The sequence below is a fragment of the Janthinobacterium sp. B9-8 genome (genome assembly GCF_000969645.2).
In the GTDB taxonomy this organism is placed as follows: domain Bacteria; phylum Pseudomonadota; class Gammaproteobacteria; order Burkholderiales; family Chitinibacteraceae; genus Iodobacter.
Genome location: NZ_CP014222.1, coordinates 544,265 through 564,426 on the forward strand (window position 1 = coordinate 544,265; position 20,162 = coordinate 564,426).

19 protein-coding genes are annotated in these 20,162 nt (G+C 49.6%); 13 read left to right on the forward strand and 6 right to left on the reverse strand.

What is annotated here, in order from left to right:
- The first annotated feature begins 96 nt into the window (after positions 1-96).
- The 3 genes from dsbD to dsbG are packed head-to-tail and all read left to right on the forward strand — an operon-like array spanning position 97 to position 3,435.
- Positions 97-1,878: a protein-disulfide reductase DsbD gene (dsbD, locus tag VN23_RS02365; RefSeq protein ID WP_052746773.1), complete on the forward strand. Its 1,782-nt coding sequence runs from the start codon at positions 97-99 to the stop codon at positions 1,876-1,878.
- A complete protein-coding gene (locus VN23_RS02370) occupies positions 1,875-2,678 on the forward strand; it encodes a TlpA family protein disulfide reductase (RefSeq protein WP_052746772.1) in 804 nt (267 codons plus the stop codon). Before dsbD ends, VN23_RS02370 begins: the two co-directional genes overlap by 4 nt.
- 10 nt (positions 2,679-2,688) lie before the next feature.
- Positions 2,689-3,435 carry a thiol:disulfide interchange protein DsbG gene (dsbG, locus tag VN23_RS02375; protein ID WP_046353382.1) on the forward strand — a complete coding sequence of 249 codons (747 nt, stop codon included), beginning with the start codon at positions 2,689-2,691 and terminating at the stop codon, positions 3,433-3,435.
- 93 nt (positions 3,436-3,528) lie between these two features.
- Here dsbG and VN23_RS02380 read toward each other — a convergent pair whose 3' ends face one another.
- Positions 3,529-3,741: a VF530 family DNA-binding protein gene (locus VN23_RS02380; RefSeq protein ID WP_046353381.1), complete on the reverse strand. Its 213-nt coding sequence runs from the start codon at positions 3,739-3,741 to the stop codon at positions 3,529-3,531.
- Between the two features lie 27 nt (positions 3,742-3,768).
- Complete coding sequence (locus VN23_RS02385) at positions 3,769-4,221, reverse strand: RrF2 family transcriptional regulator (RefSeq protein WP_046353380.1); 453 nt, start codon at positions 4,219-4,221, stop codon at positions 3,769-3,771.
- A gap of 525 nt (positions 4,222-4,746) precedes the next feature.
- On the opposite strand from VN23_RS02385, the gene VN23_RS02390 reads away from it, so the two are divergent.
- Positions 4,747-5,220, forward strand: a complete 474-nt coding sequence (locus VN23_RS02390; protein ID WP_197433005.1) for a GNAT family N-acetyltransferase — start codon at positions 4,747-4,749, stop codon at positions 5,218-5,220.
- 102 nt (positions 5,221-5,322) lie between these two features.
- Here the strand turns inward: VN23_RS02390 and VN23_RS02395 are convergent, their stop codons facing one another.
- From VN23_RS02395 to tsaE, 4 genes are all read right to left on the reverse strand, one after another.
- Positions 5,323-5,694 (reverse strand): hypothetical protein, encoded by a 372-nt coding sequence (locus tag VN23_RS02395; RefSeq protein WP_046353379.1) that lies wholly within the window; start codon positions 5,692-5,694, stop codon positions 5,323-5,325.
- Between the two features lie 218 nt (positions 5,695-5,912).
- A complete protein-coding gene (locus tag VN23_RS02400; protein WP_046353378.1) occupies positions 5,913-6,251 on the reverse strand; it encodes a hypothetical protein in 339 nt (112 codons plus the stop codon).
- 353 nt (positions 6,252-6,604) lie between these two features.
- Complete coding sequence (locus VN23_RS02405; protein WP_046353377.1) at positions 6,605-7,915, reverse strand: N-acetylmuramoyl-L-alanine amidase; 1,311 nt, start codon at positions 7,913-7,915, stop codon at positions 6,605-6,607.
- Positions 7,888-8,379, reverse strand: a complete 492-nt coding sequence (tsaE, locus tag VN23_RS02410) for a tRNA (adenosine(37)-N6)-threonylcarbamoyltransferase complex ATPase subunit type 1 TsaE (RefSeq protein WP_046353376.1) — start codon at positions 8,377-8,379, stop codon at positions 7,888-7,890. The genes VN23_RS02405 and tsaE overlap by 28 nt, the downstream gene beginning before the upstream one ends.
- A 219-nt stretch (positions 8,380-8,598) precedes the next feature.
- On the opposite strand from tsaE, the gene queG reads away from it, so the two are divergent.
- From queG to murI, 9 genes are all read left to right on the forward strand, one after another.
- Entirely contained in the window at positions 8,599-9,669 is a 1,071-nt protein-coding gene (gene queG / locus VN23_RS02415) for a tRNA epoxyqueuosine(34) reductase QueG (protein WP_046353375.1), read from the forward strand.
- A gap of 340 nt (positions 9,670-10,009) precedes the next feature.
- A complete protein-coding gene (locus tag VN23_RS02420) occupies positions 10,010-11,638 on the forward strand; it encodes a methyl-accepting chemotaxis protein (protein WP_046353374.1) in 1,629 nt (542 codons plus the stop codon).
- Positions 11,639-12,015: 377 nt separating this feature from the next.
- Complete coding sequence (locus VN23_RS02425) at positions 12,016-12,402, forward strand: hypothetical protein (protein ID WP_046353373.1); 387 nt, start codon at positions 12,016-12,018, stop codon at positions 12,400-12,402.
- Positions 12,403-12,725: 323 nt separating this feature from the next.
- Positions 12,726-13,667, forward strand: a complete 942-nt coding sequence (locus VN23_RS02435) for an MbnP family copper-binding protein (RefSeq protein ID WP_046353371.1) — start codon at positions 12,726-12,728, stop codon at positions 13,665-13,667.
- The gene (locus tag VN23_RS02440) at positions 13,664-14,806 is read left to right on the forward strand and encodes a methanobactin export MATE transporter MbnM (protein ID WP_046353370.1); all 1,143 of its coding nucleotides are present in this window, start codon (positions 13,664-13,666) and stop codon (positions 14,804-14,806) included. The genes VN23_RS02435 and VN23_RS02440 overlap by 4 nt, the downstream gene beginning before the upstream one ends.
- Positions 14,754-15,878 carry a hypothetical protein gene (locus tag VN23_RS02445; RefSeq protein ID WP_046353369.1) on the forward strand — a complete coding sequence of 375 codons (1,125 nt, stop codon included), beginning with the start codon at positions 14,754-14,756 and terminating at the stop codon, positions 15,876-15,878. Before VN23_RS02440 ends, VN23_RS02445 begins: the two co-directional genes overlap by 53 nt.
- 480 nt (positions 15,879-16,358) lie before the next feature.
- Complete coding sequence (locus VN23_RS02450) at positions 16,359-16,832, forward strand: copper chaperone PCu(A)C (protein ID WP_046353368.1); 474 nt, start codon at positions 16,359-16,361, stop codon at positions 16,830-16,832.
- Between the two features lie 517 nt (positions 16,833-17,349).
- Positions 17,350-18,729: a peptide MFS transporter gene (locus tag VN23_RS02455; RefSeq protein ID WP_046353367.1), complete on the forward strand. Its 1,380-nt coding sequence runs from the start codon at positions 17,350-17,352 to the stop codon at positions 18,727-18,729.
- Between the two features lie 351 nt (positions 18,730-19,080).
- Positions 19,081-19,893 (forward strand): glutamate racemase, encoded by an 813-nt coding sequence (murI, locus tag VN23_RS02460; protein WP_046353366.1) that lies wholly within the window; start codon positions 19,081-19,083, stop codon positions 19,891-19,893.
- The last annotated feature ends 269 nt before the right edge of the window (positions 19,894-20,162 follow it).

Consider the following 20,162-nt stretch of genomic DNA (forward strand, 5'->3'; position numbering starts at 1 on the left):
TGCTTCGCATTCAGGCCGCAGATTATTGCACAGTTAATGTTGCCTTAATCCGAAGGCGACATCCTTACATTTCCGGTTTTGATTTTGGAGTGATTGATGTTGCGTTCATTATGGATAGGCCTGCTACTGGCCCTGCTATGGCTGCCTTTCGCTCAGGCAGAGGAAAATTTTTTACCGCCAGAGCAAGCTTTTAAACTGGTGGTGAGCCAGGAGAAATCCGGCCAGATCAAGCTGCATTGGGATATTGCCCAAGGCTATTACCTTTACCGTAAAAATATAAAAGTAGAGAGCCTGCCTGCGGGCCTTATCGAAAAAACAGAGCTACCCGCCGGTGTGCCTAAGACGGATGAATTCTTTGGTGAAACCGAGGTCTACTTTAATCAGGTGGATGTGCTGCTTAAAGCGACTCATGCCAAGGAGCTGGTCATCAGCTGGCAGGGGTGCGCTGAAGCGGGGCTGTGCTATCAGCCGCAAACACGGCAAATTAAATTGGATCAGCTGGATGCCTTAGACAGGCCTTCATTACCTAACCCGCTTAATCTCAGTGATAGCCAACCGCCTGTGTCTGAAGACTTACCTGCAGGCGATCTGGCAGAAGATCAGCAAATTGCACAGCGATTAAGCCAGGCGCATTTGGGATGGATGCTGCTGATGTTTTTGGGGCTGGGCTTACTAATGACGTTTACCCCCTGCGTGTTACCGATGGTGCCTATTCTTTCTAGCTTAATTGCAGGTAGTGGGGCCTCACCTCGGCGCGGTTTTATGCTTTCACTGGCGTTTGTTTTACCTATGGCGCTGACTTACGCTGCATTGGGGGCGGCTGCGGCGATGGCAGGGGCGAATCTGCAGGCATTTTTGCAAAATCCTTGGGCGCTGGGCGTGTTCGGCATGATTTTTGTGCTTTTGGCGCTGGCGATGTTCGGGGTGTACGAGTTGCAGTTGCCCGCGGTGGTGCGTGATCGGCTCTCTGCAGCCAATCAAAAGTCGCAAGGCGGAACAATAGGCGGCGCGGCCATGATGGGATTTTTGTCGGCCTTGCTGGTGGGCCCGTGCATGACTGCGCCATTGGCGGGGGCTTTACTTTATATCAGCAATACTGGCGATGTATTGAAAGGGAGTCTGGCCTTACTCTTTATGGGGCTGGGAATGGGCTTGCCGCTGCTTCTGGTGGGCACGCTAGGCGCACGTTTTCTGCCGCGCCCCGGCATATGGATGAATCGGGTCAAAATGGTGTTTGGCTTTGTGCTGCTGGGTATGGCTATTTTGTTTCTGGCCCGCATCATGCCGCCAGCACTGGCTTTGGCGTTATGGGGGGCTTTATTACTGGCGATGGCTTTTTGCCTATGGGCTTTATTGCCGCAAAGCGAAGCCTGGGCAATCCGTAGTCTTGCTGCTGTGATGGCGCTTTGGGGCGCGGCAATGGTGCTGGGCGCTGCCGCAGGTAATCATAATCCGTATCAGCCTTTAGTATTTATGCAGGCAACAGCGGTGAATACTCTTGAGCGGCCTTTTCTGGAGCGGTTTACCACGGTAAAAAGCGCGGGCGAATTGGCTGCAGAAATCCAATCGGCCAGCGGGCAAGGGCAGTGGGCCTTGGTGGATTACTACGCGGACTGGTGCGTGGCTTGCAAAGAAATCGAGCGCGATGTGCTGGGCGATGTCCGCGTGCAGCAAGCCTTAGCGGGCATGCGATTAATCCGCCCGGACGTGACCACCTCTGGCGATCAAAGCCAGGCACTACTCTCTGCTTATCAGGTGCTTGGCCCGCCCACGCTCTTGCTTATTGGCCCCGATGGTAAGGAGCGGCGGGCACAGCGGATTGTGGGCAAGCTGAGCGCCGATGCCTTTCTTGCTCGCTTAGCGCAAGCCAAGTTATGAATAGCATGATGAGTATCGGCCCTTTTCCTCTGGCCTATGCAGTGTTGGGTCTATCGCTCTTGATCGGTGCAGGCGTGGGGCGCTATCTGGCGAAAGGACAAGGCATCGGCTCCCTGCTGCTTGATCTTTTATTGGCAGGGGTGCTGGGCGCACGTTTGGTGTTTATTGCCCTGTGGTTTGATCTTTACCCCTCACTCTGGGCCATGATCGATTTACGCGATGGCGGCTACAACGTGTGGGGCGGCTTGGTGGCGGCCTTGCTGTATGCAGGATGGCGGGTGAGATTAAACGTGCCTTTGCGTCGGCCCCTTGCCTGGAGCCTGCTGGCCAGCGTATTGGCTTGGGGGGCGATGACGACCATGCTGAGCATGCAAAAGAGCGCGCCACTTTCTGCCTTGCCCTTGCAGCATTTAGCCGGCACAACGACCACGCTGGGTAAATTGGCCGAAGGTAAACCACTGGTGCTTAATCTATGGGCCAGTTGGTGTCCGCCTTGCCTACGTGAAATGCCGGTGCTGCAAGCCGCTCAAGCGGCAGAGCCCAATATCCGTTTTGTGTTTGCCAATCAGGGCGAAGCAAATGCCGTTGTTGAGCAGTATTTACACAAAAATAAGCTGAATCTAAACCATGTACTGGTTGATCCTTTTAGCCTGCTGGCTAAGGAATACGGCACGGTGGCGTTTCCAAGCACATTGTTTTTTAGTGCAGATGGCCAATTGCTGGGCTCTCACCTTGGTGAGCTGTCAGCTGCTTCTTTAGCCAGTAAGCTTCAATTACTGCGCTCTGCCCAGCCAGAATAGGAATAATCAAATGAAAGTAATCATCACCGTATTAGTTAGTAGCTTATTGATCATGAGCCATGCCCAGGCCGCATCCAATTGGCCTGCTCCGATTAAAGCTTTAGAAAGCAAAGGGATGGAAGTGCTGGATAGCTTTAAAGCCCCCGGCGGCGTAACAGGCTATGCCGCCTTATATCAGCAGCAGCCGGTCACGGTTTATCTAACGGCCGATGGCAAACAAGCGATTATTGGCTCGATGGTCGATAGCAAAGGCGAGCCGCTTAATCAGGCGCATGTTGATCAGCTATTTAGCAATAAGCTTTGGAAGCAGCTGGAAGAGAGCCATTGGATTCGCGATGGTAATAAAAATGCGCCAAGGATTGTGTATATGTTTACCGATCCTAATTGCCCCTATTGCAATAAATTGTGGAATGACGCTCGGCCTTGGGTGAACGCAGGCAAGGTGCAGATCCGGCATATTATGGTGGGCATTATTAAAAGCGATAGCATGGGTAAAGCTGCCGCATTGATGACTTCCAAAGCGCCAGAGGCTGCGCTTTATCAGCATGAAAAACAGCATGCCAGCGGCGGGGTAAAGCCTTTGGCTCAGATCCCTAAAGACGCGCGCAGTAAGCTAGATGCCAATTATCAATTGATGCAGCGATTTGGCGCTTTTGCTACACCCGTGACGTTTTACAAAGACAGCGAGGGCAAAATGCAAAAAACACAGGGTGCACCACCGGCAGAAATGCTGCCCAAAATATTCGGCCCGCGCTGAGGTTTATAAGAGAGGCATACCCGCTGTATTGATAAAAAAGGAGCCGCTTAAACAGCGGCTCCGGTGGGCATGGATTCAATGGGCTAACGGCGTTTAGCGGCGCATTCTGGCATCGAGTTCTTCCACCTTGGTCCGAGCCCAAGGGGTGCGGCGCAGAAATTTTAAGCTGGATTTGATTGATGGTTCTTTTTCAAAGCATTGAATCGGAATGCGGCGGGCCAGCTCTGGCCAGCCGAAGTGTTCTACTAAATCAGTGAGGATTTTTTCCAGCGTAATGCCGTGCTGGGGATTATTTATTTGGGTCATGGTGTTACTTTTTATAAATGGTCTGAATTAGTCTTTTACTTGCAGCAAGGGAATGCTGAAAATCGCATTAAGCTCGACTGGATTATTGATTAAATCTTGCAGGGTATAGCGATCAAGTACGCTATAAAACGCTTCCATGGCTTCAAAGAGCACCCCTTTTAAACGGCAAACCGCGCCAATGCTACAGGTGGAATGTTCACGATCAAAGCATTCTACAACGGGACTATCGACCTCGCTCAGGCGCACCAAAGCACCGACGCTAATCTGATCCGCAGGCCGAGATAAACGCATACCGCCCCCCTTGCCTCGGGTGGTGTCCAGAAAACCATTGCGCGCCAAAAAGCTCATGACTTTCATCAGATGATTGTCAGAAACGCCATAGGCCGATGCAATCTCCCCACGCGTCACAATGCCATCATTCTGCACGCCAACGTAAATTAAAGTACGCAAACAGTAATCAGTAAAAACATTTAAGCGCATCGCTGTTGTCCGGACTTTAAAATAAGCATTTATAGTACATCTTCAGTGCTGATAAGCATACGTTGTTTAATGCCAGTGGGCTGAGGCAGGCTTAGCAAGCTAAGTTCATGGTGGGTTTTACTTCATATGTGCAACCAGTTTGTTTTTGTAATCAGCAAATAACGGAAAAACGTAATGGTTAAATTCTAGCCCCCCTTGACGCCACGACGCGAGGAACAAGCGGGGTGGAAGATCGCTTGGAAGCGAGCCCATTTCGCTCCCCTCCGAGGCGATTAGACTACATGAGGGTGCTTCGTGCTGGCTGGGGTGGTTTCTTTACGTACTGTGATTTCTGGCCGCTTAGAAATCAAAGATTTCGCGGGGGTGCCATATCAAGATTAACGTGCTGAAGGCACAAAAAAGGTCTTTTTGAGTTTAGTGAGTGGTATGTGCAGTTAAACTAGTGAATCATCGTGAAAAATGAGGGTCAACACCCACCTCAAGCTATTGTTGTTGCTCAATGACCTATTATTTTAAGAGGGTAATTTGAATATCAATCCGGATCAATCTCAAGATTTATCAATTACGCTGAGCCCATTATCTAAAGCCAATTGGCTTGCCTGTGTAAATCTAACACTCCCGCCCGAGCAAGCAGATTTTCTGGCTCCTAATATCTATTCCATCGCTGAATCAAAATTCGAGCCGCATTATCAACCGCGCGTGATTCTCTTGGCTGGCAAGGTGATTGGGTTTTTGATGTATTGCCCTGACGTCGACCTGCCAGATCCCAAGTTATATTGGCTATTTCGTTTTATGCTTGGTGCTGAATATCAAGGTAAAGGCTATGGTGCGATAGCCATTCGCCTTGCGCTAGCAGAAATGAAATTGCTTGGAGCTAGCCGGGTAAAAACAATGCATAAGCCCTCAAACAAAACCGCTTCACGCCTTTATCAGCGAATTGGTTTTTGTGAAGTGGGTTATGCAGAAGATGGTGATATTGAGTTGGAATTAGTTTTTTGATTTGAAGATTGGGAGCAGGTCACAAATAAAATACCGAATTAAATGTGGTCTGCCCCTCTGTTTATTTATTTATTTTTTACATTAAATTGTCGAAAATAAATCTCAAAAAATTCCTAATAAAATAGGAATTAAATAGCCCCAAAGAAAAATCCATGCATATTGAAATAGTAAATTTAAAAATAGATGCTGATCAGGAGGTCCATACCTTGATGCATAGATGATGATAGGTATTAAGGTAATCAGCATAGATAGTAGAACAATATGATTAAAACCCTGACGCCAGTTATCCGCAGTCGCTAAAACAGGAATAAGCGCAAGAAATACTATTAGCATGGGGTCGAAAGTGTAAACCCAATTGGGATATTTAACGACTTTTGCATACAGAAAAATATCGGGCCAGCATGCCATTAGCAGTGCTAAAAGCAATGCTGAAAGAAAAATGCCTATTTTATGGTGTATTGACAAACGCGGCATGCAAGGTGTCTCTGAATTTTGGCTAAACCGTATTATGAATAGATGACTTAGAAAAAAATGGGGTCAGGCTTTTTGTTTTGATTCAAAGCGAAAGATCTAACTCCAAGGGCCACATCACGATTATGGCCGGTCTGACCAAGGTTCAATGGTTCCAACAATACACAGTTTTTCTGCGTCCTTGATTGCTTTGATGACACCTGAAGATATTTCGTTATACGTTAACCACCGAGATTGATTCCCTGAGTAGGTAAGCCAAGAACAATTTGGTGGAGGTGTATAGGTAAAGCATCAAATCGACGGCGTGCGTCAGTTAAAGATGAATCAGGGCTTGCACTTGCACTGCCAAGGACTTGGAAAAAATGGATTGTTTTTTCTGTCGCTGAAAGTTGGTGTGCCAGATCTAAGGCCATTTCGTCTTCGTGAAACCAAGCTAGGACGACATCAGGAGCGCCAAATCGGCTGACCGTATTGCGTATTGCCTGCTGAAAACTTTCGGTGTTGTAATAATTGGTCGACTCAAAATAGACATTTACATCGCTTGGAATTTGGGCTTGCAAGGCTATCCAATGAATTTTTGGTCCGAGCGAATAGAGAAACGGTGGTTGATATTTCCATCAAGTACAGCGAAGCCTGAGCAATCATTCCCGTTCCGCCAATAATCAAAGTGTGTCCATTTTTGCTTGGCATATTTATTTACTCGTAGCTTATCAGGGCGGTGCGCAAGAAAAACGAATGCGCACCCTATGAATGTAGCTTTTTTCTCTGTGTTTCAATAGTGAGTTTTATTTCAATCCTATCAATTTAGCCATCGTAGGGCGGGTGAAACGCGCGTATTTTTCAGCATCGCTCGCGGGTTTCACCCGCCCTATGAAAAACATTATGCTTAAGTGGATAAGATTGCCCAACCCCCTCAACTCTGCGCCATCCTCGTTTTCGCCAGCGGTGGATTTTTGGCGAAGTAGCGTTTGATGCCTTTGTGCAAGGCGCCGGCCATTTTGTGCTGGTAGGCTTCGTCGATGAGTTTTTGCTCTTCCTGCGGGTTAGAGATAAACGCGGTTTCGACCAGGATCGAAGGGATGTCGGGGGCTTTGAGTACGGCGAAGCCCGCTTGCTCGATGCCTTGTTTGTGCAGGCGGTTGATATTACCGATCTCACCCAGCATCGATTTGGCGAGTTTCATACTGTCGTTATTGGTGGCGGTTTGGGTTAAATCCATCAGCGTGTGCGCGAGTGCTTTGTCTTTAACGTCGATTTTTACTCCGCCAATCAAATCGGCGTCGTTTTGCGTTTGTGCCAGCCAGCGTGCGGCGGTGCTGGATGCGCCTTTTTCAGACAGCATAAATACCGACGAGCCATTGGCATCGGGCCGGGTAAAGGCATCCGCATGGATGGAGACAAATAAATCGGCCTGTACTGCGCGGGCTTTTTTAACGCGTACGCCAAGCGGCACAAAGAAATCGCCATCACGCGTGAGTACAACACGCATATTGGGCTCGTTCTCTAACAGTGCTTTCAGCTTTTTGGCAATCGCTAGCACCACGGTTTTTTCATGGTTGCCAGCGGGGCCAACTGCGCCGGGGTCTTCACCGCCGTGCCCAGGATCAAGCACGATGGTGATCAGTCGGTCGACTTTCATTTTGCTGCGATCAACGGTGCCGTCTTTGTTTTCTTCAGGCTTAGCGGGGGCAACAGGAGCAGGTGGGGCAGGTTTGATATCACCGGTTTGATCGTCCAAAAACGCAAGCAGCGGATCATTTTGCGAAGCCGGGTAGAGGTCAATCACTAAGCGATGCTTGTATTCGCCAACAGGGTTGAGGGTAAAAATTTGTGGTTTGATTTCGGTTTTTAAGTCCAGCACCAAGCGCACCGTGCCGGGCTTATTGCGTGCGGCGCGTAGCTGCTGGATATAAGGGTCATCACCGCCCACTTTGCTGGCTAGGCTTTGCAGCTCGTTGTTGATATCAATGCCTTCCAGATCGACTACCAGCCGTTCAGGGTCTTTAAGCGAGAATTGCTTAAAGGTGAGTGGAACGGTGGATTCGATGGTGACGCGGGTATAAGCCTGTGCAGGCCAGACACGCACGGCCACTACGCTGGCGGCGGGCGCAGCAAAGCCAAAGGGGGTCACGGCCAGCAGCAGGCTGGCGCTTGCTCCGCGCAGAATATCGCGGCGAGCAAGCTGGGGCAGGTTTTCTAAACCTGTTGAAGACGATTGAGGCATGTTTGGCCTTGCTCACTAAATGCTTGGATATGGGCCACGCGGCTTGTTTGATCGGGCACTAAAGAAGCTTCGGGCGTTAAAGTAATGATCCAGTCGGGGGTAGGTAAAAGGCCTTCAGCCTTATCTGCCCATTCGATCAGGCAAATAGATTCGGGGTTGAAGTAGTCTCTAAAGCCTGCATCTTCCCATTCGCTGGCATCATTAAATCTATACAAATCAAAGTGATATAAGTATAAGTTAGAAACAGTATAAGGTTCAACCAGCGTATAGGTGGGGCTTTTTACTCGGCCGGCAAAACCCAGCCCACGAAGCAAGCCTCGGCTGAGCGTGGTTTTTCCTGCACCTAGGTTGCCTTCCAAAAAAATCACCATGCCCGCCGCTACGTTTTGCGATAAACGTGCGCCTAGTGCCAGCGTGGCATCCTCATCGGCTAAAAAACATTTGAAATCAGTATTGTGTTGCATTGGCTATGGTATCCATTGGCTTAACGCTCACGGTGATAGCAGGCAAAAAACGCATGAAGCCGGTATCATCGCGGCTATGAACACGTCTCTACCCTCATTAGATTATCAAAAACTTGCCCAGCAAATTTAAATGAGTTGGCGCAAGTGAAAGTCGTTTTGCCCACGGCTGGATGGAAATTTAGGCATAGGCTTATTGGGCAAATTGACTTCGGTATCATTATGAAAACGTCTTTACGGCAGTTAGATTATCAAAAACTCGCTCAGCAAATTAAAGGCTGGGCGCAGGAATTAGGTTTTGCCCGGGCCGGAATTACCGGCATCGATTTAAGCCACGCAGAAGCCGGTTTGCAAGAATGGCTGGATGCGGGCTTTCACGGCGAGATGGATTATATGGCAAGGCACGGCATGAAACGTGCCAGACCTGCAGAATTACACCCCGGCACTATTTCACTTATTTCGGTTTTTTTGCCTTATTTGCCGCCTGCCGCCGCAAATTCAGAAGAAATTCTTGCGAACGGCAGCAAGGCCTATCTTTCTCGCTATGCGCTGGGGCGTGATTATCACAAGGTATTAAAGGGCCGTTTGCAGCAATTAGCAGACCGGCTGGCGAATGAAATTGGCCCTTTCGGCCATCGGGTGTTTGTGGATTCCGCTCCGGTGCTTGAAGTGGAAATCGCCAAACAGGCAGGGCAGGGCTGGCGGGGTAAACATACCCTGCTGATTAACCGCGAATACGGCTCTTATTTTTTTATTGGAGAGTTATTTACCGATTTGCCGCTGCCGCCTGATCCGCCGCAGGAAGAAGAGCATTGCGGGCGTTGCACCCGCTGTATTACGGCCTGTCCGACCGGTGCGATTGTGGCGCCGTATCAGGTGGACGCGCGGCGCTGTATTTCTTATTTAACCATCGAGCTAAAAGGCAGTATTCCGCTGGAGTTTCGCCCGATGCTGGGCAATCGCGTGTATGGCTGCGACGATTGCCAAATGGTCTGCCCGTGGAATCGCTTTGCAGTAGATAGCAAAGAAGCCGATTTTCATGTGCGTCATGGCCTTGATGATGTGACGCTGGTCGAGCTATTTGCCTGGTCTGAGGCCGATTTCAAACAGAAAATGGCTGGCAGCGCTATTTATCGGATTGGTTACGAGCAGTGGCTTAGAAATATGGCCGTTGGCCTTGGCAACGCGCCCACTTCGCCCGAGGTAATTGCGGCACTGGCGGCTAGATGCGACGACGCTAGCGATATCGTCAGAGAGCATGTGCTGTGGGCTTTGGCGCAGCATGCTGGCTAATTACTTAGGCTCATCTCCGCTATTTTTTGTGTAAGCCAGCTAGTTTAGTCTGCTGGCTCATTCAGTATTTTGGTCTGAATCGCGTCTTCCCAAGGCTCGTTAAATATTCTCCTTTAAGTTTAAAGCCTCTCGCCTAAGCACTCGGTGCGGATTCTGCTTGTCCGTAATCAGCTTATTAGCATATTGAGCAAACATGCTTTGGTATTGGCGTGCATGCCATTTGAGATGTACTAAAGTTAGTACGTTGACTGCCTTGCTATCTGCGACTGATTAAGATTGATTTAATTTTTGTTCTAGATCGCAAAATAATTAGGGTCTTTAAATATAAAGAGAGTGTGAAATGGGCTTACTAATGAATTATCGGGTGAGAACTCGTTTATTGCTGCTATGCGTTTTTGCCTTATGCGGCATGGTGTTATTAAGCCTTGCCAATATGAAAGCGCTGCGGGACACCATGTTGCAAGACCGGATGGATAAAGTAAAAGGCCAGACCGAAACGGCAGCAGGGGTGATTGAGCGCTTTCATGCTTTAAGCCAAAAGGGTCAGATGAGCAGTGCCGATGCTCAGCAAGCGGCGATTAGTACCTTACGGGATGTGCGCTATTCCAAAACTGAATATTTCTTTATTTTTGATACAAATTATATTGTGCGCCTGCTGCCAACCAAGATCGAGTTTGAGGGGCAGAATAAGGGCGATTTAAAAGACGCCAACGGCAAGTTGATTTATGTAGAGCTGACTAAGGCGGCCCAGCAGGGCGGCGGTTTTGTTGATTATTTCTTTCCAAAGAAAGGCTCGGATAAGGCTGAGCCAAAGATTTCTTATGCAGTACTGATCCCCGATTGGAACTGGGTGGTTGGCACGGGGATTTATATTGACGATGTGGATGCCGAGTTCAAAAAAAATCTACTTTACGGCCTCGCTAAACTCTTGCTGCTGGCGGTCTTGGTGGCGGGTGTGGCTTGGATGATTGCGCAAAGTATTTTGCATCAGCTCGGTGGCGAGCCGCAGGAAGGGATTGCCGTGATGCGGCGGGTGGCCGATGGCGATTTGCAAATTAATGTGTCATCGGCCCAAGAGGGCAGCATGCTGGCCTCTTTAGGGGAAATGGTCGGTGGTTTAAATAAGGTAATGCGTAATGTGCGTAGCGATGCCGATTTACTTAATGACAGGGCCGCGCAAATTGCTAATTCCAGCCGGGAGATTTCGATCGCGGCCACCCGCCAATCGGATGCCACCACCAATATGGCGGCAGCAATGGAGGAGCTTACCGTTAGCATTAACCATATTTCAGAAGGCTCGGGTGTGGCCGAGCAAGCGTCGCGCCAAGCCACAGCACTTGCTAAAAATGGCGTAACTCAAGTGACCGAAGTGACCACCACCATGGAGCTGATCGCGGGCAATGTAAGCGAGGCAACGGCGCAAATTCGCCAGCTGGATGCCAAAGCGCGTGAAATTTCTGGGGTGGCTTCTGAAATCAAAGATATTGCCGATCAAACCAATTTATTGGCGCTGAACGCGGCCATTGAAGCTGCAAGAGCAGGCGAGCAGGGACGTGGCTTTGCTGTGGTGGCCGATGAAGTCAGAAAACTGGCAGAAAGAACCTCGGTGGCCACAGTGAACATCGCCTCGATGCTGGCTGCAATTCAGGGCGAAACAGTGAGTGTGGTTAACGCCATGAGCGCCGCCATTCCTCAGGTTGAGCGGGGAGTGCAATTGTCGCGCCACGTAGCCGAATCTTTAAACAGCATTCATTCGGGTGCTGAATCCAGCCTCTACAGCCTGCAAGAAATGGCCTCGGCCATACGTGAGCAAAGCCAGGCCAGTAATAGCATTGCGTCACGGGTTGAAGATATATCGCAAATGGTGGAAGAAACCAGCACCTCTATTCAGCACGCAGCAGAAAATGCTTCGCAAGTCGAGCAGATTGCTCACCAACTGAACCAGGGAGTGAGTCACTTTAAGGTTTAGTCGTGTAAGTGCTGTGGCAGATCTATATACCCACCACAGAGGCGCCATTTTTGTGGCTGGCTTGCAGCAGCTAGCGCTTAGGTCAGCAGGGCTGGTGCTTAAGCGGTAGCATGAAATACTGCGTAAGATTAGCGCAGAATAATGTCATGAAAAAAGCAACAGGGCGTAAAAAAATCACTGTTATGGGTAAGTAAAGCTTGGCCAACTTGTGGGTATTACACGATGCTTTGTTTTAAGTACCCATGGCGGCTTGATTTTGCGAATTAAGTTTGTTTAATGCCATGACAAAAGCTTAATTTTGAACACTCTGCGAATTTAGTTTGGATGACATCGGCCTATGCCAATATAATCACATCTTTCTATTCACTTTCTGGCCCATGACAGCACGACGTTATCAGCTCAGCATACGTATTGCCTTTCTGGCGATCATGCTGCACGTCCTGATGCCCTTGCTGCATGCCACTTTGCCGCAGTCTGCTCTACGCAGCAGCGTATTTTGCGGCACGCTTACGCCGCTTGTGGAATACCAGCTTAGCCAGCTGCCCGGTAGTAAATCTGAATCCCTTTTAGCTAAAGCCGCGCCTGCCTGTGTGCTCTGCGCCCATGCGGATCAAAGCCAGGCACCTGCTGTTGATGCGTTTGCACCAAAGTTGGCGGTGGCGATGTTGCCGCATACTTTTGGCATGCCTGCGCCGCCTGTGCTGCGTTTGCACCGCAACTCCGCCCTTCCTCCCCCCAGCCAAGCCCCGCCTGTTTTCTCCTGATAGATCCTTGAATGCGTTGCAAAAGGTCTGTAGACACAGAGCCAAATAAGAACACAGAGCACACTGAGAAAACCTTGTCTGTGTTCTTTGTATGCTTATCTTTGCGTCTATTGATTTAAGGTAAAAACGGCTGAAGCTTTATAAACACAAGCTTTCGGGAAACCTTTAAAGGTTTCTCAGTGTGCTCTGTGTTCTTACCGTTCTCTGTGTCTATAGAACTCAGGTTTTTTTGCCTAAACACCCGCGCGTTTTCATGGATCTGTTCAGCCTTTGTTGGCACCCGGTATAGCCGGCGTGCTCCTTTATGCTGTTTGGAGAAAACCATGCGTTTATATGCAATTCTTGCCGCACTTATTCTGTCTGCCTGCAATTCCAGTAGTGATAATGAAACCACTTCCGTTTCTGTTGCGCCTTTGGCGGATCAAGCCGTGGCGGTGCAATTTGCGCTGAAAGCAGGCGGGCAGGCGGTGGAGTGTAATGCCGCCTTGCCGGGCCTTGGCCTAGCCGCAACACCTGCCAAATTGCGCGATGCGCGGCTGTATGTGCACGATATCAAGCTGATTAATGCGCTGGGCAAGGAAGTGCCTTTGGCGCTGACGCAAAACGATAATCAATATTTGAATGTGGCCCTGCTGGATTTTGAAAATAAAACGGGCCAGTGTGTGGGCTCGGCTGGCTTAAATACTCAGGTCAGCGGCATTGTGCCCGGCGGCCAGTATATTGGCCTGAGTTTTAAAGTGGGCGTGCCTGATACGGCTAAAGATGCAGCGGGTAAAGACGTGGTGCTGAATCACTCCGACACCATGGCCGTGCCTTCGCCGCTGAATAATATGGCACTGGGCTGGAGCTGGCAGGCGGGTCGCCGTTTTGTGCAGCTAGAGCTGAATCCTGATGTGCCTGCGGTGGGGGGCAAGGCGGTGAATTGGTATTTCCATTTAGGCGCAACTGGCTGCACGGCCGATGCCACAAATGCTAATAGCTTTAGCTGCAGCAATCCCAATATTGTGCCGGTGCGTTTAAGCAGCTTTGATGCGGCTAAGCAGCAGGTGGTGCTGGATTTAGCGGCACTGTTGCAAGGCGTGGATCTCAGCAAGGATGCGGGCGGTGCGGTGGGCTGCATGAGCGGGCCGACTGATCCGGAGTGCGGGCTGATTTTTGCTAATTTAGATTTAAATCTGAATGAATCGGCAGCAGGTAAAAAAGACGCGGGCCTGCCTAAGGGTGATGGTAGTTTCTCCAAAATTTTTAAGGCCGCTCTGAAATGATAATTCGCTGCCTTTTGGCAGCGTTAGTGCTCGGCGGCTGCGTGCAGTCGGGCACTTCCACCTCAGATCCGGTTCGTACAAGTGCGAGCTGGAGCTGGGAGCTGCCGTTTTATTTTCCTACCCCTAAAGTACCTAGTGATAATCCAATGAGCGAGGCCAAGTTTCAGCTGGGCCGCAGTTTGTTTTACGATGCGCGGCTTTCTGGCAACGGCCAGCAAAGCTGCTCATCCTGCCATGATCAGAGTAAGGCATTCACCGATGGGCGAGCGGTTTCGCTGGGCTCTACCGGCGAGAGCACACCTAGAAATGCGCAAGGTTTGGCCAATGTGGCCTGGCATAGCACTTACACATGGGCCAACCCCGCACTGGCGACGCTGGAGCGGCAGATGGAAGTGCCGCTGTTTGCCGAGCATCCCGTAGAAATGGGTGTCACCGACCAAAACAAGGCCACGATTTTGGCGCGCTTTCAGAGTGATAAGGCTCTGGTGCAGCGCTTTGCCGAAGTCTTCCCCGGTGAGCCGATTGGTTTTTCGCAGATTATTAAAGCGATTGCCACGTTTCAGCGCGGCTTGATTTCTGCTTCGTCTAAATATGATCAGTATTTGCAAGGCAAGGCCACGCTTACATCGGCAGAGCTACGCGGCAAAGATCTGTTTTTTGGCGAGCAGGCCGAGTGTTTTCATTGCCACGGCAGCTTTAATTTTAATGATCAGGTGCGCCATGCGGGCTCCAATACGGCAGAAACGCTGTTCCACAACACAGGGCTTTATAACATCGATGGTAAAGGTGGCTTTCCCGAGCCTAACCGTGGCTTATTCGAGCTGAGCGGTGTGCCTGCGGATATGGGAATGTTCCGCGCGCCTAGCTTACGCAATGTGCAGCTTACCGGCCCCTATATGCACGATGGCAGCATCGCCACGCTGGAAGAAGTGCTGGATTTTTATGCAGCAGGCGGGCGTGAAATCAAGACCGGCCCGCATGCTGGGGACGGCCGCCTTAATCCATTTAAAAGCGATTTGATTGTTCGTATTCAGCTTAACGAGCAAGACAAAACCAATATCGTCGCCTTTTTAAAGACACTCACCGATGAAAAATTTATTACTGATCAGCGCTTCGCTGATCCTTGCCGCAGCAAATAGCGCGCTGGCCCATGATGGGCCGCATGATGATGAAGGCAATACGCAAATTAATCTGCTGACTCATGTGCGCTATCTGAGCGGCGATTCGGCATGGCCTGTTGCCTTGCCGGTATTGGGCGCAAGCACAGAAGACAGGCGTGGCGCGTGGTACGGCGGCTCTGGTATTGAATGGCGGCAACGCTGGACACCAGAAGTGGATACGCTGCTGATGGCTGCTTACGACGAACATGAGCAAGGCGTGGTGCTGGATCATGCTGTGATTCGTTATCAAACTGAAAGCGCGCAGCTGGCCTTGGGGCGGCAGTCGCCCGTGTTTGCAGATGCCGGATTAAGCGCTTGGGCCTTGCCTGATTTATGGCTTTATACGGTATTGGGCGATGATCACTGGCACGAAGATGGCTTAGCCTTGCGTTATACCACCGGCAAGCTGACTAGCCACGCCGGTGTTTTTAATGGTCAAGGCTATCCGGGGGCAGAAAGCGCTATGTGGGCGGCAGGCCTCGCCTGGCAAGATGGCCCATGGTTTGTGGCTGGCCATGCCGCGTATTTACCCGAGGTGAATCGCTCTTTTGCCACCGATGCACATAGCGGGCATAGTCACGCTGGGCAGGCTGTGGGCTGCGGTAAGTTAACAGATTGCATGGCGGGAAAATCCACCCTGCTGCGCGCTAAGGCTGGCTGGCAAGGGGAGCAATATTGGCTGCAATCAGCGTGGAGCTGGCAGCAGCAGGATGGTCAGCTGGATAGCACTTTGGGTAAAGTTGCTTATCAGGGTGAGTTAAACAGCTTGGCGCTAGAGGGCGGAGCCAAAATCACCGACACCATTAAACTGGCGCTACGCCATGAATGGATGGGAATCAGCCATCAATTAGCAGGCGTGAACGCCGCGCAAATTGCCAGCAAAAACGGTATTGCCAATAGCGACGAGCAGCCAAGCCAAACAGGTGTACGTCTGAGTTGGCAAGCTCATCCCGCGCATTTGCTGGCGGTGGAGTTGTATCAAACCCAGCGCAATGGCGAATCCAATCATCTGGCGATGCTGCAATGGCAGATGAATGCGAGGCTGTATTGATGGTTGATAGACCATTTTTGTGGGGCGGGTGAAACCCGCGAGAGATGCTGAAAAATACGCGGGTTTCACCTCTTGTGCGCTAAGCAAAGTTAAAAAGATAATTTTAGTGCCTTCGGCACGTTGATTTAGGTGCGGGCGTCCCGCTGGACCTTCCTTTCTTGCGCGGCCAAGAAACGAAGCCAAGCCGCAACCCAAAAAGCACGAAGGCCCCTCATCTGCGAACAATCGAGCGGCGGCTGCGGAACTCGCTTCGCTCAAACAGGCATCAAAGAAACCCCGCCCGCTTGTTCCTCGCTTCGGCGTGCTTCAAGGGGGATTTAAGCCCCATTCCTAGAGTGTGGTTGTTACGTTTTTTCGTTGTTTGCTTAGATTAAAAACAAAATGGTTAGTGCGTATGGATTTTCACCCGCCCTACGAATGATGCAATGTTTATGTTTTACTTCGGCAGGTTAATGATCTGCCTCTTTTAAGGGAAATAAAATGAAAAAAATCGCTTTATTACTAGCCGCTTCTTGCGTGTCTTTTGCTGCTTTTGCCCATGAATATAAAGCTGGGGAGATTCGGGTGGTGCATCCTTTTTCGGTGCCGACTTTACCGGGCAAGGATGTGGGGACGGTGTATATCGGCCTTGAAAATAAAGGTGCTCAGGCGGATCAGTTAATCGCAGCGACGAGTGATCGTGCTGCCCGGGTAGAGATCCATACCATGAGTATGGAAGGCGATGTGATGAAAATGCGCCAGGTGCCTGAGCTGGAAGTGAAGGGCGGAGAAACAATCAAGATGAAGCCGGGTATGGGTTATCACCTGATGATTTTTGGCGTGAAGCAGCCTTTAAAGGTGGGCGATAAATTTCCGCTGAAATTGCAGTTTAAAAAATCAGGCGCGGTTGAGGTATCGGTGATGGTGCAAGAGCGCGAGGCAGGTGCAAAAGCCGCTGAAGGGCACTTTCATTAATTGCTTGCGATAAGGGGGCTAAGCTTGGTTTAGCTTCCTTGTAAACTTGCTTTCTGCCTGCTTAATTGTTTTCTACTTAAGTAAGAATTTTATACCAATTCTTACTTAAGCTTTTCTTATGACAATAGCAATTATTTGCCGCTCGTCATGCAAATATTCAAATTTATTTATGCATATGGCTTTGTCATAAGCATAAAAAGCCAATATATGCGCTAGATCAAGCAATCTTATGTCATTAAAAGCCAAGCTCTTGCTTCGCTATCGGGGCATTGCCCCGGGATTAATCTCTTACATTAAAACTGCCAGTGCTAAAAGTGAGTATTTACGCGGCATGGCGGGGATTTTGCACATTGAGAATCTATAAAATTTACGTCGCCTTGGAGCTTGTTTTGAGAATGTAGTTCATTTGCTGTGAAAATTACCCACTAAAAAATGGTCCTTTTTAGTAACGCATCCGCCGGTTTGTAAGGTATTAATAGTAGCAACATAACACTGACACTTATTAAAGGATGCCCTGATGGCAAATCAGTCTAGCCACCCTAAAGGCCTCTACCTTTTATTTGCCACAGAAATGTGGGAGCGCTTTTCTTACTACGGTAACCGTGCTTTATTAGCACTGTTTATGATTTCAGCTTTGTCATTTGACAAGCACTTTACCTCGGCACTGTATGGTCAATATACGGGCCTAGTGTATTTGGCCCCCTTGGTGGGTGGTTATGTTGCCGATCGATTCTGGGGCAATCGCCGTTCAATTGTGGTTGGCGGCATATTAATGGCCATCGGCCAGTTTTTCTTATTCTTTGCAGGTACTTGGTTTCAAGAAGCTAAACTTGCAATCCCGCTGTTTTATAGTGGTTTAGGTTTTATTATTGCGGGTAATGGCTTTTTTAAACCCAATATCTCGACCATGGTTGGCCAGCTTTACGAGCCAAACGATAGTCGTAAAGACACGGCCTATACCATTTTCTATATGGGGATTAACTTAGGCTCGTTTATGGCTCCGCTGATTTGTGGCGCTTTGGGTGATACCGGTAATCCTGCTGATTTCCGTTGGGGCTTTTTAACGGCCGGTGTGGGGATGCTGATCTCTTTAGTGATATTTATTGCTTTTCGCGATAAATATCTGGTTGATCCAGCGGGCCAATTAATTGGTTTAGCACCAAGCAAAATCAGTGCAGAAGAGCGCGCTAAGCGCGATACGCCGCTGACCCCTGTTGAGATCGAACGCATTATCGTGATTGGCGTATTGTCATTCTTCGTGATTTTCTTCTGGTCTGCATTTGAGCAGGCGGGCGTATCGCTGACTTTCTTTGCGGCCGAATCGCTGGATCGTGAAGTGCTGGGCTTTACCGTGCCCACATCATGGTTTCAATCGTTAAACCCAGTGTTTGTACTGATTTTTGCGCCGGTGCTGGCTTCTCTTTGGACATTCTTGTCGAAAAGAGGCGCAGAGCCAAGCTCACCAACCAAAATGGCCTGGGGCCTGTTATTCCTCGGCTTTGGTTATATCGTGATTGCGATGGCGGTAAAGCATATCGAGCCGGGCGTAAAAGTATCGATCATGTGGTTGGTGACCATGTACTGGCTGCACACCATGGGCGAGTTATGTCTTTCTCCGATTGGCTTATCTTTGGTGAATAAGCTTGCGCCCGCACGTTTTGCATCGCTCCTGATGGCGGTTTGGTTTACAGCCAGCGCGGCGGCAAACTGGTTTGCCGGTATCTTGGCTGGTTTTTACCCAGAATCAGGCCAGGCCGTACCAAGCTTTATGGGCTACCAAATCAACGGCATCTATGAATTCTTTATGTTGTTTGTAGGGATGGCGATGGCCGCTGCGGCACTCTTGCTCTTGTCGACCAAGAAACTGCAAAAAATGATGCACCCAGAAGTAGTTTAAGTTTCCTTAAGTATTGATGTCCATGTGGTGGCCCGTTTCAATGAAACGGGCCATTTTTTTCGTGGAACTCAGCGTGCTTATTTGGGGCAAAGTCTCGTAGCTTGGGTTAGCTGATTTTTATCGCGGTTTTTAGCGGTGAAAATCAGCGTAACCCAACATGCACTCTTGAAAAAAAGAGTTGGGTTACGCGATAAAGCCCGCTAACCCAAGTACAAGGACTACGTTCTCTCCGTGACTTAATGGGGTAAAGAGTGAGTTTTCCTGTTTTTAAACTAAAAATATGGGACTTAAGCCAGCATTACCGAACTTCCAGCTCGCTCAGATCAGTGCTCAGGCGTAAAATGCCATCCCATGCAAAATCCATCTCTTCCTTCTCATCCAATTGGTGTGTTCGATTCTGGCGTAGGCGGTTTAACCGTAGTGCGCGCTTTGATGGACAGACTGCCGTTTGAAAATATTATTTATTTTGGTGATACCGCCCGTGTGCCCTATGGGGTGAAGTCGGTGGATACCATTGCCCATTTCACGCAGGAAATTGCCCAGTTTTTGCAAAATCAGCAAGTGAAAATGCTGATTATTGCTTGTAATACCATGGCAGCGGTGGCGGCAGATCTGGTGCGGGCTAGCGCTAATGTGCCGGTGCTGGATGTTATTGAGGCAGGAGCCAAAAACGCGGTAGATGTGAGCTGGACCGGTGGTATTGGCGTGATCGGAACGCCTGCCACGATTAACTCCAATGCCTACGCCCGCGCGATCCATCAGTTGAACCCCGGCTACCGTGTGTATTCGCAAGCTTGCCCGCTCTTTGTGCCGCTGGTCGAAGAGGGGTGGCTGGATCATCCGGTAACTAAGCTTACGGCGCAGGAATACCTAAAGCCCGTTTTCGTAGAAAAAATCGATACGCTGGTCTTGGGCTGTACCCACTATCCACTGATTAAACCACTGCTCTTAGATGTGGTCGGTGGCCGGATGAAGCTGGTGGATTCGGCTTTATCTATTGCCGATCAGGCGGCTGATTTACTGCAATCTTCCGGCATGGCTAATCCATCTCATCAGGCCCCGGATTATCGTTTTTACGTGACCGATGTGCCGGTGAAGTTCCAGAGTATCGGCGAGCGCTTTTTAGGGCGTAGCCTGAATAAGATTGAGCGGGTGAATCTTTAAGATTGATCTAGTTCTATACGCATTCAAAGCCTCTGGATTCCCGAGTGGTTTTATCGGGAATCCAGAGGCTTTGCTGGACCTCCGATAAAACCACTCGGGGGCGACGATTTTGATTTGTTGATGCAGCAAGTCTACTTACATCTCCCTATAAAAAACCTGCGTATCTAATGCCCGCTTGTAAGCGGTGCAGGGATGCATCTTTGCTGCGCTTATTACAAAGTAGGGGGGTCTGGCAGAGTGCTTTCAATAAGATGGATGGTGCCATCGCA